The organism is Sandaracinobacteroides sayramensis (assembly GCF_022014495.1).
Classification (GTDB): Bacteria; Pseudomonadota; Alphaproteobacteria; order Sphingomonadales; family Sphingomonadaceae; genus Sandaracinobacteroides; species Sandaracinobacteroides sayramense.
Map to the genome: position 1 here is coordinate 26,077 of NZ_JAKLSQ010000011.1, position 17,743 is coordinate 43,819.

Annotated in this window: 15 protein-coding genes; 9 read left to right on the forward strand and 6 right to left on the reverse strand. The window is 68.6% G+C overall.

What is annotated here, in order from left to right; translation table 11 throughout:
• Positions 1–246: 246 nt before the first annotated feature.
• Positions 247–3,576: a PAS-domain containing protein gene (locus tag L6Q21_RS10410; protein ID WP_237830693.1), complete on the reverse strand. Its 3,330-nt coding sequence runs from the start codon at positions 3,574–3,576 to the stop codon at positions 247–249.
• Between the two features lie 155 nt (positions 3,577–3,731).
• On the opposite strand from L6Q21_RS10410, the gene L6Q21_RS10415 reads away from it, so the two are divergent.
• On the forward strand, positions 3,732–4,160 hold the full coding sequence (locus L6Q21_RS10415) for an OsmC family protein (protein WP_237830694.1): 429 nt from the start codon (positions 3,732–3,734) through the stop codon (positions 4,158–4,160).
• Between the two features lie 55 nt (positions 4,161–4,215).
• Here L6Q21_RS10415 and hutC read toward each other — a convergent pair whose 3' ends face one another.
• Entirely contained in the window at positions 4,216–4,917 is a 702-nt protein-coding gene (gene hutC, locus L6Q21_RS10420) for a histidine utilization repressor (RefSeq protein ID WP_237830695.1), read from the reverse strand.
• Positions 4,914–6,281 carry a formimidoylglutamate deiminase gene (locus L6Q21_RS10425; protein ID WP_237830696.1) on the reverse strand — a complete coding sequence of 456 codons (1,368 nt, stop codon included), beginning with the start codon at positions 6,279–6,281 and terminating at the stop codon, positions 4,914–4,916. The genes hutC and L6Q21_RS10425 overlap by 4 nt, the downstream gene beginning before the upstream one ends.
• Before the next feature lie 86 nt (positions 6,282–6,367).
• On the opposite strand from L6Q21_RS10425, the gene hutI reads away from it, so the two are divergent.
• Genes hutI through hutU form a run of 4 tightly spaced genes read left to right on the forward strand, consistent with a single transcriptional unit; the run spans position 6,368 to position 11,554 of the window.
• Positions 6,368–7,567, forward strand: coding sequence for an imidazolonepropionase (gene hutI, locus L6Q21_RS10430; protein ID WP_237830697.1), 1,200 nt, complete (start codon positions 6,368–6,370; stop codon positions 7,565–7,567).
• On the forward strand, positions 7,564–9,084 hold the full coding sequence (gene hutH, locus L6Q21_RS10435) for a histidine ammonia-lyase (protein WP_237830698.1): 1,521 nt from the start codon (positions 7,564–7,566) through the stop codon (positions 9,082–9,084). Before hutI ends, hutH begins: the two co-directional genes overlap by 4 nt.
• On the forward strand, positions 9,081–9,902 hold the full coding sequence (gene hutG, locus L6Q21_RS10440) for an N-formylglutamate deformylase (RefSeq protein ID WP_237830699.1): 822 nt from the start codon (positions 9,081–9,083) through the stop codon (positions 9,900–9,902). The genes hutH and hutG overlap by 4 nt, the downstream gene beginning before the upstream one ends.
• Positions 9,899–11,554: a urocanate hydratase gene (gene hutU / locus L6Q21_RS10445; RefSeq protein ID WP_237830700.1), complete on the forward strand. Its 1,656-nt coding sequence runs from the start codon at positions 9,899–9,901 to the stop codon at positions 11,552–11,554. The genes hutG and hutU overlap by 4 nt, the downstream gene beginning before the upstream one ends.
• Positions 11,555–11,617: 63 nt before the next feature.
• On the opposite strand, the gene L6Q21_RS10450 is transcribed toward hutU, so the two are convergent.
• Positions 11,618–12,259 carry an HdeD family acid-resistance protein gene (locus L6Q21_RS10450; RefSeq protein ID WP_237830701.1) on the reverse strand — a complete coding sequence of 214 codons (642 nt, stop codon included), beginning with the start codon at positions 12,257–12,259 and terminating at the stop codon, positions 11,618–11,620.
• Between the two features lie 64 nt (positions 12,260–12,323).
• On the opposite strand from L6Q21_RS10450, the gene L6Q21_RS10455 reads away from it, so the two are divergent.
• The gene (locus tag L6Q21_RS10455) at positions 12,324–12,839 is read left to right on the forward strand and encodes a DUF1269 domain-containing protein (RefSeq protein ID WP_237830702.1); all 516 of its coding nucleotides are present in this window, start codon (positions 12,324–12,326) and stop codon (positions 12,837–12,839) included.
• Between the two features lie 37 nt (positions 12,840–12,876).
• Here the strand turns inward: L6Q21_RS10455 and L6Q21_RS10460 are convergent, their stop codons facing one another.
• A complete protein-coding gene (locus L6Q21_RS10460) occupies positions 12,877–15,087 on the reverse strand; it encodes a S9 family peptidase (protein ID WP_237830703.1) in 2,211 nt (736 codons plus the stop codon).
• Between the two features lie 166 nt (positions 15,088–15,253).
• Here L6Q21_RS10460 and L6Q21_RS10465 point away from each other — a divergent pair, with 166 nt between their 5' ends.
• Genes L6Q21_RS10465 through L6Q21_RS10475 form a run of 3 tightly spaced genes read left to right on the forward strand, consistent with a single transcriptional unit; the run spans position 15,254 to position 16,356 of the window.
• Positions 15,254–15,598: a ribbon-helix-helix domain-containing protein gene (locus L6Q21_RS10465; protein WP_237830704.1), complete on the forward strand. Its 345-nt coding sequence runs from the start codon at positions 15,254–15,256 to the stop codon at positions 15,596–15,598.
• The gene (locus L6Q21_RS10470; RefSeq protein ID WP_237830705.1) at positions 15,595–15,882 is read left to right on the forward strand and encodes a type II toxin-antitoxin system RelE/ParE family toxin; all 288 of its coding nucleotides are present in this window, start codon (positions 15,595–15,597) and stop codon (positions 15,880–15,882) included. The genes L6Q21_RS10465 and L6Q21_RS10470 overlap by 4 nt, the downstream gene beginning before the upstream one ends.
• A gap of 45 nt (positions 15,883–15,927) precedes the next feature.
• On the forward strand, positions 15,928–16,356 hold the full coding sequence (locus L6Q21_RS10475) for a hypothetical protein (protein WP_237830706.1): 429 nt from the start codon (positions 15,928–15,930) through the stop codon (positions 16,354–16,356).
• A gap of 332 nt (positions 16,357–16,688) precedes the next feature.
• Here the strand turns inward: L6Q21_RS10475 and L6Q21_RS10480 are convergent, their stop codons facing one another.
• The gene (locus L6Q21_RS10480; protein ID WP_237830707.1) at positions 16,689–17,738 is read right to left on the reverse strand and encodes a ribonucleotide-diphosphate reductase subunit beta; all 1,050 of its coding nucleotides are present in this window, start codon (positions 17,736–17,738) and stop codon (positions 16,689–16,691) included.
• Positions 17,739–17,743 lie beyond the last annotated feature (5 nt).

Consider the following 17,743-nt stretch of genomic DNA (forward strand, 5'->3'; position numbering starts at 1 on the left):
GTCCGAAGGGGCTTTGCCCCTTCACCCCAGCAGGGGCGTGACGCCCCTGCACCCCCGATCCTCGACACCCACCACCCCGTCACCCCGGGCTTGACCCGGGGTCCAGCTTTTCAGCAGCCCACGCCCGCCAACAATTCCAACAGCCTGCGGCGCAAGAAGAAAAAAGCCCCTCCCCTGTCAGGGGAGGGGTTGGGGTGGGGGCCTCCCGCAAACACAACCTCGGAACAACCAGCCACAATCACCCCGTCACCCCCCCGCCGCGATCCACAAATCCAGGCTCCCCGCCGCCAGCGGCTTCGGCAAAACCGCCACGCCTGCCGCCGCCGCCCGCTCAGCGGTGGCGGGCGAGGTATCGGCGGTCACCAGCGCCACCCGCAGCCCCGGGTTCCGCGCGCGCAACGCCGCGATCAGCGCCAGCCCGTCCGCCAGCGGCTGTCCGTCCGCGCCATTGCCCAGATGGAAATCCACCAGCGCCAGTTCCGCGCCTTCCAGCAGGTTCCGCGCCTCTCGCGCATTACCGGCCACCGCCACCCGATGGCCGCCGGTCTCCAGCAGGGCCTTTGTCGCGGCAAGAATCATCGGATCGTCGTCCACCACCAGAATGCGCCGGGCGCCGGGCGCGACAACCGCCGGGCGGGCGATGCTTTCCGAAGGCGCCCCCCCCTCCAGCGTTGGCAATCGAACGCCGAAGACGCTGCCCTTCCCCACCGCCGACCGCAGCGTCACCCGCGCGCCGATCAGCTGCGCCGTGCGCTCGACGATGGCGAGCCCAAGCCCCATCCCCGCCTCGCCCCCCGTGCCCAGCCGCTCGAACTCGCGGAAGATCGCCGCATGCTTGTCGGCCGGGATTCCATGGCCGCTGTCCACCACTTCGATGGCCACCAGCCCGTCCCGCGAGCGAACGCCGATCAGCACCCCGCCGCGATCGGTGTAGCGAATGGCGTTGGAGACGAAATTGTGCAGGATGGAGCGCAGCAAACCCGGATCCGTGCGAACCGAAGGATTGCCCGGCCCCACCCGCAGCGACAGCCCCTTCTCCGCCGCCAGCGGCCGGAAATTCTCGGCGATTTCCAGCAGCATCGACCGAACCGCGACTGGCTTCGGGTCTGGCTCCACCCCGCCCGCGTCCAGCTTCGATATGTCCAGCAGCGCCCGCAACAGGCTTTCCGCCGCCGCGATCGACTGGTCGATCCGCTCGGCATGCGGATTGCCCCCCAGCTCGCGCCCCAGCGCCGCGCTGAACAGCCTCGCGGCGTGCAGCGGCTGCAGCAGATCGTGGCTGGCCGCCGCCAGAAAACGCGTCTTGTCGCGCGTCGCCAGCGCCAGCTCCCGGTTTGCGGCGGAGAGTTCGGCGGTGCGCGCCATCACCCGGCTTTCCAGTTCCGCCCGCGCCTGCTCCAGCTCGGCCAGCGCCGTCGCCTCGGCGGTGGTGTCGGTGAAGCACATCACATAGCCGCCGCCCGGCATCGGCCCGCCCACCGTCTTCAGCACCCGGCCGTCGTCGCGCATGCGCTCGAAACTGTGCGGCACGCCGCGCCTCAGATGGTTCAGCCGCCGCGCCACATGCGCCTCCACCTCGCCGGGGCCGCATTCGCCGCGCATGGCGTTGAAGCGGATCAGGTCGGCAACCGGCGCCCCCACGCGCACCATGCCTTCGGGATAGCCGAACAGCTCCAGATAGCGGCTGTTCCAGGCGATCAGCCGCAGATCGCCATCCACCACGCTCACGCCGGGGTCGATATTCTCCAGCGTCTGCGCCAGCAGCCCCTTGGAAAAATTGAGGCTCTGCCCGGTCGCGTCCAGCATCCGCGCCACATCGTCATGGCTCAGCCGCGTGCCCACCAGCGCAGAGGCCATCAGCACGCGGGCCGATGGCGCCCCCACCACGCTGGCGATCAGCCGCTCCGCCCGCAGCGCGTCCGCCCGCCCGATGCCGCGCTCCGCCGGCAGGTCTCCGAAGGCTTCGGCCGCCATCTCCTCACCGACGAAGCGGCCGACGAAGGCGCGCAGGCCGCCGATATCGCCGATGCCGCCGGCCTCCGCACCGCCGGTCGCCGCCACCCGCCCCTCGCCCGGCTGCCGCCGCGCCGCGACCAGCGCATGGACCGCGAGATTGGCGCCCAGGCTCCACAGCACGCCATGCACCAGCGGCCCCGCCGTGCCGATGCCCAGCAGCCGCTGCGGATCGGCCCATGTGTCCGCCATCGCCGCCATCCACGCCGCCGGCAGGATCGGCGGCAGGGCCAGCGTGAACACCCACAGCAACAACCCCACCCCCAGCCCCGCCATCGCCGGAACCGGGTCGCGATTGGCTCCGCGCACCGCCAGCAGCAGCAGCGGCGCGAACTGCGCCATGCCGGCAAAAGCAATCAAGCCGATGGAGGCCAGCGGCCGGTCGGCGGCGATACCCAGCGCCCACAGCAGCGCCAGCGCGATGATCACCACGATGGAGGCCCGGCGGATCAGCAACTGGTTGCGCCCGACATGCGCGGAATCCGCAAACCTCCGGCTGCGCAGCAATATGGGGGCGATGAGGTCGTTCGAAACCATGGTGGCGAGCGCGATGGTCTCCACCATCGCCGTCGCGGCGGAAAAGCCGCCCAGGAAGGCCAGCAGCGTGAACAGCCGCGAATCAATGCTCATCGGCAGGGAAAGCACGAACAGGTCCGGCTGGGAGCCGGGCGGCAGCAGCGCCTGCCCGGCGATGGTGATCGGCACCACCGCCACGCTCATGGCCGCCAGATAGAGGATGAAGGGAACCCGCGCGCGGCGGATGTCCCCCGGCGCCCGCGCCTCGATCACGCTGGCGTAGAATTGCCGCGGCAGGCAGAGGATCGCCGCCATGGAGATCAGCAGGATCACCGCCATGTCGAGGCCCAGCGCCTCCAGCCGGAAGCCGGCGGAGAAGGCCTCCATCCCCGCCTCCCGCTGCTCCGGCGAGGCGTTCAGCAGCAGCGCCGCCGCCAGCCCGGCGATGCCCAGAAAGGCGGCCAGCTTCACCACCGATTCCAGCGCCGTCGAATAGACGATGCCCTCGTTCCGCCCCGCCGCGTCGTAGCGCCGCGTGCCGAACAGCATGGCGAAGGCCGCCAGCGTCACCGCGCTCGCCGTCATGATGGCAGCGATGCCCGGCGCGCCGGTGATCGCCACGAAGGCATTGCCCACCGAGCGGAGCTGCAAGGCGATATAGGGGATGATCCCGAAGGTCGCCGTCACCGTCACCAGCGCCGCCAGCCCTCGGCTTTTCCCGAAGCGGGAGCCGATGAAATCGGAAATGGTGGTGGAGCCCTCGGCCCGCACTTCCGACACCAGCGCCTCCAGAAAGCGCGGCGCGAACAGGAACACCAGGGCCGGCCCCAGATAGATGGGCAGATAGGCCCAGCCTTGCGTCGCCGCGCTGCCGACGGCGCCGTAAAGCGTCCAGCTCGTGCAATAGACGCCCAGCGAAAGCGCGTAGGCCGCGCCCCGCATCGGGTGCACCGCCATGGAGTCGCGCCGCCGCTCCACCCAGGCGGCGACCGCGAACAGCATCACGGCAAAGGCAATGGCGCCCGCGGCGGGGCCGATGGGGTGCAAGGCCTCTCCCTTTCCTGTTCTTTCTCCGCTGATTGCCGGGTCGCCGCGCGGATCACAAGCGGCTTTGGCGGCCGGTTGCCCTTCCCTGCCGCATCGGTGAAACTTTCGCCGGGCAGGATCGCTTGTCCGAAGATGGACAGGACAGGAGAGCGACGATGGAAATCAGGCGCAAGGGCTCGGTCGGCTGGACCGGCGGGCTTCGCGACGGCAAGGGCGCGATCAGCACGGAAAGCGGCGCGCTCGAACACTATCCCTATGGCTTCGCGACCCGCTTCGAAGGCCTGAAGGGCAGCAACCCCGAGGAGCTTCTGGCGGCCGCGCACGCCGCCTGCTTCACCATGTCCCTGACGCTGACGCTGGAAAAGGCCGGCTTCAAGGCCGATCGTCTGGACACCAGCGCGGTAGTCACGCTGACGGACGAAGGCGGCGGCTTCAGCATCCCGAAGGTGGCGCTGTCGGTCACCGGCGAGGTGCCGGGGCTCGACGCCGCGCAATTCCAGGAACTGGCTTCCACCGCCGAGCGCAACTGCCCGGTCTCGAAGCTGTTCCGCGCGGAGATCTCGCTGGAATCCAGCCTCGGCTAGATTCATTTCCGCATGGGTTTCCGGTCCTGCTGTTCCAGCAGGACCGGAACATGCTTTAACCGCGCGGCGCCGGGCCGAAACGGGCGACCATGTCATAGGAATCGCCCGGGAAAAGCTGGCGGACGAAGGTGATCCCTTCGCCCAGCCGCCAGGTCCGGCGCTCGACGCAGAGGCAAGGCGTGCCAGCCGGAACCGCCAGCGCGGCGGCCTCGGCCTCGCTGGCGCCCACCGCCAGAATGCGGGTTTCGGCCTCGGTCCAGGGCACATGCGCCAGCAACCAGCTTCCCGGCGGCTGCGCTTCGAAATCCGCTTCCAGCGCCGCCGGAACGGCCTCGGCGCTGATCAGCCGCTGTTCCAGCGCAAAGGGCAGGCCGTCCGCCTGGTGCACGCCTTCCAGTTGCAGCAGCCGGCGCGCCTGCGCCACCAGCCCGGCGTCGGCCACAGCCGCCGGGCGCAGCCGCCGCCCGGTCAGGCGAAAGGCGTGGCGCCGGCCGCTGGCTGTCAGTTGCTGCGCCAGATCGGGGATATCCAGCACCATCGAATGCAGGCGCGGGCGGGCGACGAAGCTGCCCGCCTTCTTCCGCCGCTCCACCAGCCCCGCCACCGCCAGCGCCGACAGCGCCTTGTTCACCGTCATCCGCGCGCAGCCGTAATGCGCCATCAGCGCCTGCTCGGTCGGCAGCCGCTCGCCCGGCGCCAGCTCGCCGGAGAGAATGCGGGCTTCGAAATCCTGCCGGATACGCTCGTGCAGCGTCACGCCAGCAGCCCGGAGAGAGTCGCCCGATAGCGCGCCACCACCTCGTCGCGCCGCACATGCCGGCCGCCGGCAACCTGCTTCCGCCCTCGCCGCCAGACGCAATCGATCCCGCCCCGGCCGGCCGCGAAGATCAGGCCGTCCAGCAAGGCTTCGGGCGCGCGCTCCGCCAGCGAGGGGTGGCCGATGTTCAGGCTGACGGCGTCGAAGGGCAACCCCACTTCCAGCCCCGCCGCCACGCCCAGAGCCTGCGCCCCGCCCGCCAGAGCGCCCGCGAACAGGTCGGCCCCGGTCGAATGCCCAGCCCCCCGCGCCAGCCGGTTCCGCCCGCGATGCAGCAAGCGCTGGCCATATTCCAGCAGCCGCAATTCCTCGGTCATGTCGATCCGCACATTGGAATCGCTGCCGAATCCGAACCGCCCGCCGGCTTCCAGAAAGGCTTCCGCCGGAAACAGCCCGTCGCCCAGATTGGCCTCGGTGATGGGGCAAAGCCCCGCCACCGCGCCGCTCCTGGCCAGCGCCAAAGTCTCGGCTTCCGTCATGTGCGTCGCGTGCACCAGACACCAACTCGGGCCGACATCGGTCTCCCCCAGCAACCACTCCACCGGCCGCCGGCCGGACCAGCGCAGGCAATCCTCCACCTCCTTCACCTGCTCGGCGATATGGATGTGGATCGGCCGCCCCCGCGCCAGGCTTTCCAGCGCCGCCAGTTCGGCGGGCGTCACCGCCCGCAGGCTGTGCGGCGCCACCCCCACCACCACGTCGGGAAGCCGCGCCGCCAACTCGTCCAGCCGCACCAGAAGGCGCTGGAACCCATCCAGATCGTGCAGGAAGCGCCGCTGCCCGGCGGTCGGCGCCTGCCCGCCGAAACCCGAATGGGCGTAGAAAACCGGCAGCAGCGTCAGGCCGATCCCCGTCTCGGCGGCCGCGTGCAGGATGGCGCCCGCCATCTCCGCCGCATGGCGGTAGGGCCGCCCGTCCGCCGCATGGTGCAGATAATGGAATTCGCCCACGCGGGTGAAGCCGCTCTCCAGCATCTCCACCTGCGCCATGGCGGCGATCGCCCCCACATCGTCGGGGGTCAGCCGGTCGAGGAAGCGGTACATCAGCTCGCGCCAGGTCCAGAAACTGTCGTCGCCAGCTCCCCGCACCTCGGCCAGCCCGGCCATCGCCCGCTGGAAGGCGTGGCTGTGCAGATTGGGCAGGCCGGGGATCAGAGCGCCATGCCGCTCGTCGCCACTTTCCGCCGCGACACCCGCCTGCACCGAAGCCACCAGCCCGTCCGCCAGCGCCACGCGCACATCCCGCGCCCAGCCGGCGGGCAGCAGCGCCGCCCCGAAATGCAAAGCCTGAACCGCCCCAGCCATCGACTTCTCCCACCGCCTTTTTTGTATATACATTATCGAAAAGCGGTGCAATCATGCCACCTGCATCCAGCGGGGGAGTCGAACGCATGCAATGCGACAGGCTGTGGACCAACGCGCGCCTCGCGACGATGGCCGGCCCTGCGCTCGGCATAATCGAAAAGGCGGCGCTGGCGATCGAAGGCGGCCGCATCGTCTACGCCGGCCCGGCGGCCGACGCCCCCCGCTTCGCGCCACGCGAAAGCATCGACTGCGAGGGCCGCTGGATCACCCCCGGCCTCGTCGACTGCCACACCCATCTCATCCACGGCGGCGACCGCGCGCATGAATTCGAACTGCGCCTGCAAGGCGCCAGCTATGAGGAGATCGCCCGCGCCGGCGGCGGAATCCTCTCCACCATGCGGGCGACCCGCGCCGCGACCGAGGCCGATCTCGTCGCCACCGCCTTCCCCCGCCTCGACGCGCTGATCGCCGAGGGCGCCACCACGGTCGAAGTGAAATCCGGCTATGGCCTGAACCTCCTGACGGAAGCCCGCATGCTGCGCGCCGCCCGGCATTTGGGGCAGGTGCGGCCGGTCTCCATCGCCACAACCTTCCTCGGCGCCCACGCCCTGCCGCCCGAATATGCCGGCGACGCGGACGGCTATATCGACCACATCGTCAGCCATATGCTGCCCGCCATCGCCGCCGAGGGCCTAGCCGACGCGGTGGACGCCTTCTGCGAAGGCATAGGCTTCACCCCGGCCCAGACCGAGCGGATCTTCAACGCCGCCCACGCCCATGACCTGCCGGTGAAGCTGCACGCCGAACAGCTTTCCAACCAGCATGGTGCCGCCCTCGCCGCCCGCCACCAGGCCCTTTCGGCCGACCATCTGGAGCATCTGGACGAAGCCGGAGTCGCCGCCATGGCGCAATCCGGCACCGTCGCCACGCTGCTGCCCGGCGCCTTCTACTTCATGCGCGAAACGAAGCGGCCGCCCATCGCCGCCCTGCGCGCGGCCCATGTCCCCATCGCGCTCGCCACCGACTGCAACCCCGGCACCTCCCCCCTCACCTCGCCGCTGCTGGTAATGAACATGGGTGCCACCCTCTTCCGCCTGACGGTGGAGGAATGCCTGCTGGGCGTCACGCTGAACGCCGCCCGCGCCCTCGGCCGCTCGGGCGAAATCGGCACGCTCGAAGCCGGCAAGCGCGCCGACTTCGCCATCTGGTCCATCGAGCGCCCGGCGGAGCTTGTCTACCGCATGGGCTTCAATCCCCTCCACGCCCGCGTCTGGAACGGCCTATGATCACGCTTGCCCCCGGCCATGTGCCGCTTTCCCAATGGGCCGCCATCTACCGCGGCGCCCCCTTCCGGCTGGACCCGCAATCCGGCGCCGCCGTCCGGAAGGGCGCGCAGGCCATCGAGCGCATTCTGGCGAAGGGCGAGCCGGTTTATGGAATCAACACCGGCTTCGGAAAGCTCGCCAGCGTCCGCATCGCCGACGAAGACCTCGCCACCCTCCAGCGCAACATCGTGCTCAGCCACGCCGCCGGCACCGGCGCGCCCTCCCCCACTGCCGTCGTGCGGCTGATGCTGGCGCTGAAGCTCGCCAGCCTCGCGCAAGGGGCGTCGGGCATCCGCCCGGAAACGCTGGCGCTGATGGAGGCGATGCTGGAGCGTGGCCTCACGCCCGTCATCCCCGCGCAAGGCTCGGTCGGCGCCAGCGGCGATCTCGCGCCGCTTTCGCACCTCGCCGCGACGCTGATCGGCGTCGGCGAAATAGACCTTGAAGGCGAACGCCTGCCCGCCGCCGCCGCGCTTTCCCGTGCCGGCCTCGGCCCGCTCACCCTCGGCCCGAAAGAGGGCCTCGCGCTGTTGAACGGCACGCAATTCTCCACCGCCAACGCGCTCGCCGGCCTGTTCGAGGCGGAACGCCTGTTCCAGTCCGCCCTCGTCACCGGCGCGCTGTCGACCGAGGCCGCCAAAGGCTCCGACACCCCCTTCGACCCGCGAATCCACGCGCTGCGCCGCCACCGCGGGCAGATCGAGACGGCCGAGGCGCTGCGCGCGCTGATGGCCGGCTCCGCCATCCGCCAGAGCCACGCCGAGAACGACCCGCGCGTGCAGGACCCTTATTGCCTGCGCTGCCAGCCGCAGGTGATGGGCGCCGCGCTTGACGTGTTGCGCCAAGCCGCCACCACGCTCGAAATCGAGGCGAACGGAGTCTCCGACAACCCGCTCATCTTCCCCGAAACCGACGAGGCGCTTTCCGGCGGCAATTTCCACGCCGAACCCGTGGCCTTCGCCGCCGACATGATCGCGCTTTCCATCTGCGAAATCGGCTCGATCGCCGAACGCCGCATCGCCATGCTGGTGGACCCGGCGCTTTCCGGCCTGCCGGCTTTCCTCACGCCCCGCCCCGGCCTCAACTCCGGCTTCATGATCCCGCAGGTGACGGCCGCCGCGCTGGTGTCCGAGAACAAGCAGCGCGCAACGCCGGCCAGCGTCGATTCCATCCCCACCTCGGCCAATCAGGAGGACCATGTGTCGATGGCGGCGCACGGCGCACGGCGGCTCCTCGAAATGGCGCGCAACGCCGTCGCCGTCATCGGCATCGAATATCTGGCCGCCGCGCAAGGGGTGGATTTCCACGCCCCGCTCACCTCCAGCGCGCCGCTGGAATCCGCCCGCGCCCGGCTCCGCGCGCAAGTGCCGACGCTGGCGGACGACCGTCACTTCCACCCCGACATGGAGGCCGCCAACGCCCTCATCGCCTCGGGCGCGCTCACATCCATCCATCCGCTACCGGGGGTGCAACAATGACGACCGACTGGCTGCAAATCCACCGCGGGCAGGCCCCGCTCATCGTCGCCTTCCCGCATGTCGGCCGCGACCTCGTGCCCGTCTCGCCGCCCTTCCGCTCGGACTGGCTGGCCCGCCGCGACGCCGACTGGTGGGTGGACAAGCTCTACGCCTTCGCCGCCGACATGGGCGCCACCACCCTCCACACCCGCATCTCGCGCAGCGTGATCGACTTGAACCGCGACCCCTCCGGCCAGTCGCTCTACCCGGGGCAGACCACCACCGAACTCTGCCCCACCACCACCTTCGACGGCGACCCGCTCTACGATGGCTCCGGCCCTGACGCGGCCGAAATCGCCCGCCGCCGCGACCTCTATTTCACCCCCTATCATCAGGCGCTGGAAGCCGAGATCGAGCGGCTGCGCGCCCTCCATCCCCGCGTCGTCCTCTACGACGCGCACAGCATCCGCAGCCGCGTCCCCCGCCTGTTCGAGGGAGAACTGCCGCACCTCAACATCGGCACCGACGGCGGCAGCACCTGCGCCCCCGAACTGCGCGCCGCCTTGGAGGCGGTGGCGCAAAGCAGCGTCTGGACGCATGTGACGGACGGCCGCTTCCGGGGCGGCTGGACCACCCGCCACTACGGCCGCCCGGAACGGGGCGTCCACGCCATCCAGATGGAACTGGCGATGCGCACCTATCTCGACGAGCCGGAGGCGCTGGGCGAAGCCGACTGGCCCGTCCCCTTCGATCCGGCGCGCGCCGCCGAGATCGTCGCCACCCTCGCCAAGGTTCTGAAGGCCGCGCTCGCCTTCGCCGACAATGGAAGCGCCCGATGACCCGCCTCGACAACAGCCGCCGCATCCAGCCCGCCACCGGCACCGCGCTTTCGGCGAAAAGCTGGCTCACCGAAGCCCCCTTGCGGATGCTGATGAACAACCTCCACCCCGATGTGGCGGAACGGCCGGAGGAACTGGTGGTCTATGGCGGCATCGGCCGCGCCGCGCGGGACTGGGAGAGCTACGACCGCATCGTCGAGACGCTGAAGCGGCTGGAGGCGGACGAGACTCTGCTCATCCAGTCCGGGAAGCCGGTCGGCGTCTTCCGCACCCATGCAAACGCCCCGCGGGTGCTGATCGCCAATTCCAATCTGGTGCCCAAATGGGCGAACTGGGAGCATTTCAACGAACTCGACCGCAAGGGGCTGGCGATGTACGGCCAGATGACCGCCGGCTCCTGGATCTACATCGGCACGCAGGGCATCGTGCAGGGCACTTACGAAACCTTCGTGGAAATGGGCCGCCGCCATTATGGCGGCGACCTGTCGGGCCGCTGGCTGCTGACGGCGGGGCTGGGCGGCATGGGCGGCGCGCAGCCGCTGGCGGCGGTGATGGCGGGCGCGTCGTGCCTCGCCATCGAATGCCAGCCCAGCCGGATCGAGATGCGCCTGCGCACCGGCTATCTCGACCGCGCCACCGAAAGCCTCGACGAAGCGCTGGACATCGTCACCGGCGCGAAAAGCCCGGTGTCGGTCGGCCTGCTCGGCAACGCCGCCGAACTGCTGCCGGAAATGTTCGCGCGCGGAATCCGCCCCGACCTGCTGACCGACCAGACCAGCGCCCACGACCCGGTGAACGGCTATCTCCCCGCCGGCTGGACGGTCGCCGAATGGCAGGACCGCCGCGAGCGCGAGCCGGAGGCGGTCGCGAAAGCCGCGCGCCGATCCATGGCGGCGCATGTGGAAGCGATGCTGGCCTTCCACCGGGCCGGAGTCCCCACCGTCGATTATGGCAACAACATCCGCCAGATGGCCTTCGACGAGGGGGTGAAGAACGCCTTCGACTTCCCCGGCTTCGTGCCCGCCTACATCCGCCCGCTGTTCTGCCGGGGCGTCGGCCCCTTCCGCTGGGCCGCGCTCTCGGGCGACCCGGAGGACATCTACCGGACCGACGCCAAGGTGAAGGAACTGTTGCCGGACGACCGGCATCTGCACAACTGGCTGGACATGGCGCGCGAGCGGATTCACTTCCAGGGCCTGCCGGCGCGCATCTGCTGGGTGGGGCTGGGAGACCGGCACCGCCTCGGCCTCGCCTTCAACGAAATGGTGGCGCGCGGCGAACTGAAGGCCCCGGTGGTGATCGGCCGCGACCATCTGGATTCCGGCTCGGTCGCCTCCCCCAACCGCGAGACGGAGGCGATGCGCGACGGCAGCGACGCCGTTTCCGACTGGCCGCTGCTGAACGCGCTCCTCAACACCGCCTCGGGCGCGACCTGGGTGTCGCTCCACCATGGCGGCGGAGTCGGCATGGGCTATTCCCAGCATTCGGGCATGGTGATCGTCGCCGACGGCACCGAGGAAGCCGCCGCCCGGCTGCAACGGGTGCTGTGGAACGACCCGGCCACCGGCGTGATGCGCCACGCCGACGCCGGCTATGCAATCGCGCTCGACTGCGCCCGGGAAAAAGGGCTGGACCTGCCGGGAATCCTCTAGGTTAAGGACTCCTAATTCCCCGTCCTTCCGTCACCCCAGGTCAAGCCCGGGGTGACGGGAAGATTAGCCCCCCAGCGCTTCCTTATGCTCTTCCTTGTCTCGGTCGCGGAAGGCGAAGGCGCCCAGGAAGATGGCGTCGGCGATCAGTTCCAGCCCGAGGATCACGCCGAGGAAGCCGGCGGAAACGGCGGCCCAGTTGAACAGCACCAGCAGGCCCATCACCACCGAAATGATCCCGGAGCCCAGGAACAGCAGGAAATAGCGCGACTGGCGCACGGCCGGCACGCTCAGCAGCTTGGCGATTCCGCCCCCCACCAGCACCAGCGCGAAGAGGAAGGGCAGCCCCACCGGTCCCACCGCCCGGGGGTCGCCGAGCTTCAGCGACAGGCCGGCGTAGACCAGGAACACGCCCACCAGCCCCGGCAGGATCATCGTCAGCGGCCGCCGGCGCTTGCGCAGCACCACGCCCAGCAGATAGATCACGCCTGCCCCCAGCAGCAGCCATGGGATCACCCCGGCGACAAGGCCGGCGATCGTCACCGGGTTGAACATGATGTAAAGCCCGATCGCGGCCAGCACGCCCGCGAACACCGTTTGAATCTGCCAGTTCATGCCCGCCACCTCTGTTGCATCGAATTCGCTTATGGTGCGGCGATCCCGCGCGCCGCGCAATGGCTTTTCCGCCCGGCCGCCATCTTGACGCATGTCATGGAAGCGCAAGGATGTTCAGGCAGATAGATGAGGCAATGACAGCAGAAGGAGTGTGACAATGGGCCAACTCGTGGTTCTCGGTTTCGACGGTCTCTCGGCGGCGGACGAAGTGCTGAACAAGCTCCGCACGCTGAAGGCGCAGCATCTCATCGACCTGGAAGACGCCGTCGTCGTCGAGCGGGACGCGGAGGGCAAGGTGCACATGAAGCAGGCCGTGAACCTGACGAAGCTCGGCGCCACCTCGGGCGGGCTTTCGGGCGCGCTCTGGGGCACGCTCGTCGGCCTGCTGTTCCTGAACCCGCTGGCCGGGATGGTGATCGGCGCGGGCGCCGGCGCCGGCGCCGGCGCGCTGTCGGGCAGCCTCATCGACTTCGGCGTGAACGACGATTTCGTGAAGCAGCTTTCCGAAACCATCCCCAACGGCTCGTCCGCGCTGTTCGTGCTGGTGCGCGAAGTGACGATGGACAAGGTCGTCGCCGAAATCCAGGCGTGGAACCCGCGCGTGCTCAACACTTCGCTTTCCAGCGAGCAGGAAGAAAAGCTGGTGGAAGCGCTGAAGACGCAGGCCGCCTGAGCCGGAAACGGGCGCGGGGCTCGCCCCCCGCGCCCGCCTATTCCGCTTTCTTCGCCTTCACTTCCCGATCGAGGAAGTTGAGGATCGTCCGCCACAGATGCCGCTGGATGTCCGGCGCGCGGATGGCGTGCGTCTGGCCCGGATAGACCATGGTTTCGAACGGCTTGCCCGCCTGCTGATAGGCGGCGATGGCGCGGGCCGAATGGTCGAACACGACATTGTCGTCGGCAAGGCCGTGGATCACCAGCAGCGGGTCTTTCAGCGCCGCCGCGTCCCTTGTGACATCGGAAGCCTCATAGGGTTTCGGATCCGTGGCCGGGTTGCCCAGATAGCGTTCGGTGTAATGGGTGTCGTAAAGCCGCCAGTCGGTGACCGGGGCGCCGGAAACGCCGGCCGCGAACGCGCCCGGATGCCGCGTCAGCAGCCGCTGCGCCATATAGCCGCCATAAGACCAGCCATAGACGGCGACGCGATCCGGATCGACGCCGGGCTGCCGCTTCAGCCATTCGAGCGCCGCCATCTGGTCGTCGACTTCCGGGAAGCCCAGCTTCAGGTGGATCGGCGCTTCGAAGGCGGTGCCGCGATTGGGGGTGCCGCGCCCGTCCACCTGGAACAGCGCCCAGCCCTGCTGCAGCAGATACTGGTGCAGCAGCGTGCCGAAGGCGTGGCGCACCCGCTGCACGCCCGGCCCGGCATAGACTTCGAAGAACACCGGCGCCTTCTCCCCGGGCTTCAGCCCCGGCGGCAGGGTGAAGGCATAATGAAGCTCGGTCTGCCCGTCGGCGGCCTTCAGCGTGCCGAAACGCGGCGCGACATGCGCCGGCAGGCTGGCGGCATAGGGAAAGTCCGTTGGGCTTATCTGCTGACGCGGCTTCAGCGGCCCGCCATCGGTGGTCGCCAGCGTGACGGTCGCCGGCTTTTCCGGAGTGGAGCCGGCGAGGAGCAGTGCCGAGCCCTTGCGGTCGGCGACGGCCTCCGTCCAGCCGCCCGGCGCCGTCAGCCGCTCCACCGCGCCGCCGGCCAGCGGCGTGCGGTAGAGCGCCTTTTCCAGCGGCGTTTCGCGGAAGCCGGTGAAGATGAGGCTGCCCTTCGCCTCGTCCACCGCCAGCAGTTCGTCCACCGACCAGTCGCCAGAGGTGACCGGCCGCAGCGCCGCCCCGTCCCACAGATAGAGGTGGCGGTGCCCCGACCGCTCGGAGGCCCAGAGGAAGCGCTTGCCGTCCGCCAGCGGCCGCAGGCTGTCGTGCAGGTTGATCCAGGTGGCGGAGCGTTCCGTCAGCAGCACGCGCGATCGGCCGGTGGCAGCCTCCACCAGCAGCAGGTCCAGCGTCCTCTGGTCCCGCGACTGGCGCTGGACCAGCAATTGCCCGGTGTTCAGCCAGTGCACCCGGGCCAGATAGATGTCGCTGTCCGCGCCCAGATCCACCTGCACCGGCGCGGCGCCGTCCAGCCCGTGGATTTCCAGTGTGACCAGCGCATTCGGAGTGCCGGCGAAGGGATAGCGCTGTTCGGTGACCCGCGTTCCATCCGACCCGATGGCGGTGCGCACGGCGATCTTCACCGGGCTTTCGTCGACGCGGGCGATGGCGATCCGCTTGTCGTCCGGCGCCCACCATTGGCCGGTCATGCGGTCCATTTCTTCCTGGGCGACGAATTCGGCGACGCCATAGCTGACGGGGCCGCCCCCGCCTGTCGTCAGTTGCCGTTCCCGGGCGGTGGCAAGATCGAGGACGACCAGATTCTGCTCCCGCACGAAGCTGGCATGGGTGCCCTTGGGCGACAGCTTCGCGTCCAGTTCGGTCGCTTCCGTCTCGGTCAGGCGGCGGGGCGCGCCCTTCAACGGCGCCAGCCAGATGTCTCCATCCAGCGGCACTAGCAGCGAGCGGCCGTCCGGCGACCATTGATATTCGACAAGCCCCTTGACCGAAGCCAGGCGGGCGCGTTCGCGGCGCATCAGCTCCGCTTCGGAAAGGCTGGCCGGGCCGGAGGAAAGCGCGAGGCTGTCCACCGCCATTCGGCGCTTGCCGCTGGCGATTTCCTCCACCCAGAGGTCGTAGCGGAGTTGATCCGTGGCCCGGGGCTGCAGCCAGGCGATGTGCCTGCCGTCCGGCGCGATGCTGAGCGCCCGGGGCGGCGTGCCCAGGAGCGGCGGATTGGCGAACAGCCGCTCCAGCGTGAGCGGTTGCGCGGGTTGCGCCGCCTGCGCGGGCGCGGTGGCGAGAAGCAGGCCGAGAAGAATTTGTCGCATATCGCAACTGGTGGCGGCAGTTCAGCGCAAGTTCAAGCACTGGCAGGGAAATTGTGAGCGATTGATACGGAAATGGGACGTCGCTTGCCTCAAGTGGTTAACAGGCGGTGGGAAGGCGTTGACTTTGCGCCCTTCATACTGACAGTGCGTGCCAAGGGGTTCGGATATGCGGCATTTTGCACTTCCTGAGCATATGGTGGAATGGTGCGAAGAGCAGGTCGCCCTTGGGCGGAGTGCGAGCGTCGGCACCTATCTTGCTCAACTGATTATGGAAGATCGCGGCCGGCAGGCGCGAAACGCCGAGTTGCGCCGGGCGATCCGCGAAGCGCGCGAATCCGGCGTCAGCATGCGCTCGCCGGAACTGGCGCTGGTGCAGGCGCCACCGAAGCGGCTGGACCCACGGGTGGCGGCGGCGAAGCTGGCGGTGGAGGAAGGCCGGCTGAGCGGCACCTCGCTGGCTTCCATCGAAGGCATATTGGCGCGGGCGACGGGTGTGGCGGTCGCCGCATGAGCGTGCTGAAGCTGACCATCCGCGCCGAGAAGGATCTGGGGGAGATCTTCTCCACCATGGCGCATGAATTCCGCTTCTTCGGCGAGGAGGCGGCGCGGCGCTATTGCGAGGGGCTGAAGGACGAGCTGGAGCAGCTGGCGCGCTATCCGCTGAACGGCCGGCCGGAGCCGGAGATCGACGACCGCACCCGCAGCCGGCCGTTCCGCCGGCACACCATCTATTACGAGCCGGACGGCGACGGCATCGTGGTGCTGCGCGTGCTGCAGGATGTTGTTTCCGCCTGATCCGCAATCGTTTAGGCAGCCATCCGCGAAACCGGAGGCGAAGCTATGAACGAGATTGTGAGGCCGCTGGAAGTGGTGGCGGCGGATTTCCAGGGGTTCCAGCGGGTGCTGGAGAAGGTGTTCACCACCGAGCTTGAAAGCTTCCAGGGGCTTTCGGGGCAATATGCGCTGTTCGAGGATGTCGACGCGCTGATGGGGCGCATGCGCAATGTGGTGGCGCAGGCCGAGCGCGAGCTGGTGGCGCTGCGCGACGGGGCGTTCGAGGATTCGGCGCTCTGGTCCGCCTCCCGCCGGGTGGAGCTGGTGGATTCGATGCTGGAGCAGCTCGACCGCTTCGTGCAGGTGGCGGACGCGCGCGGAGCGACGCTGACGTCGGGCGACCTGCTGAAGAAGCTGCAGGGCTGGATCAAGATCATGCGCGAATGGCTGACGGGCGTGCGCCGGCAACTGGCGGCGATCGCCGGCGAGGAGTAATTTACCGGATTGGTTGTTCCACGTGGAACATTTTCCTACATTCTGGAATCAAGGGGTTGTGCGGCAAAATTGTAGGAACCGGGCCTGGGGAGGCGCGTTTTTCGGTTTTTCCTCGCGCCTGCCCTCTTCCCCGAGGGGGAGAGGGGGCGTATTTGGCCGTCTTGGTGAATTGCCGCGCCTTGACGAGCACGGTCATGGGGCGAAGCGGAGGCCCTTGCGCGTTAGCCGAGCGATAGAAATCCGGCTGCGGCGATGAGCGCGACCACGAAGACAACGCTGCTCAGGGCTTCGACAACGGCTTAAATGGCGAAGGAAGCCGGGCGGAGCCTAGCCTATTCCGCCGCCCCGACTCCGCCCAGCAGGTCCGGCCCTTCCGCGACATCGTTCGCCACCGTTTCCACCTTCGCGCTTTGCCGGCGGTCGAAATTCTCCCACACTTCGTTCCAATTGCCCTTGGTCGCCGCCTTCGAATATTCCGTGGCACGGGTTTCGAAGAAATTGGCGTGCTCCACGCCGTTCAGCAGCGGCTGCAGCCAGGGGAGCGGATGCTCCTCGATCAGGTAGATGGGCTGCAGGCCGAGCTGCTTCAGCCGCCAGTCGGCGATGAAGCGGATGTAGCGCTTGATCTCCAGCGCCGACATGCCGGGCACCGGCCCCATTTCGAAGGCGAGGTCGATGAAGGCGTCCTCCAGGCGCACCGTCTTCTGGCAGATGTCGGAAATGTCGTCGCGCACCGCCTTCGTCAGGCATTGCCGCTCGGCGCAGAAGGCGTGGAACAGCTTGATGATGCCTTCGCAGTGCAGGCTCTCGTCGCGGACCGACCAGCTGACGATCTGCCCCATGCCCTTCATCTTGTTGAAGCGCGGGAAGTTCATCAGCATCGCGAAGCTGGCGAACAGTTGCAGCCCCTCGGTGAAGCCGCCGAACATGGCGAGCGTGCGGGCGATGTCCTGGTCGCTGTCGACTCCGAAGGTGCTGAGATAGTCGTGCTTGTCCTTCATCTCCTTGTAGCTGAGGAAGGCCGAATATTCGCTTTCGGGCATGCCGATGGTGTCGAGCAGGTGCGAATAGGCCGCGATGTGCACCGTTTCCATGTTGCTGAACGCCGTCAGCATCATCTTGATCTCGGTCGGCTTGAAGACGCGGCCGTATTTCTCGTGGTAGCAATCCTGCACTTCCACATCGGCTTGCGTGAAGAAGCGGAAGATCTGCGTCAGCAGGTTGCGCTCATGCTCGTGCAGCTTTTGCGCCCAGTCGCGGCAGTCCTCGCCCAGCGGCACTTCTTCCGGCAGCCAGTGCAGCTGCTGCTGGCGCTTCCAGAAATCATAGGCCCAGGGATATTCGAAGGGCTTGTAGACGCGACTGGCTTCGAGAAGGGGCATGGCGA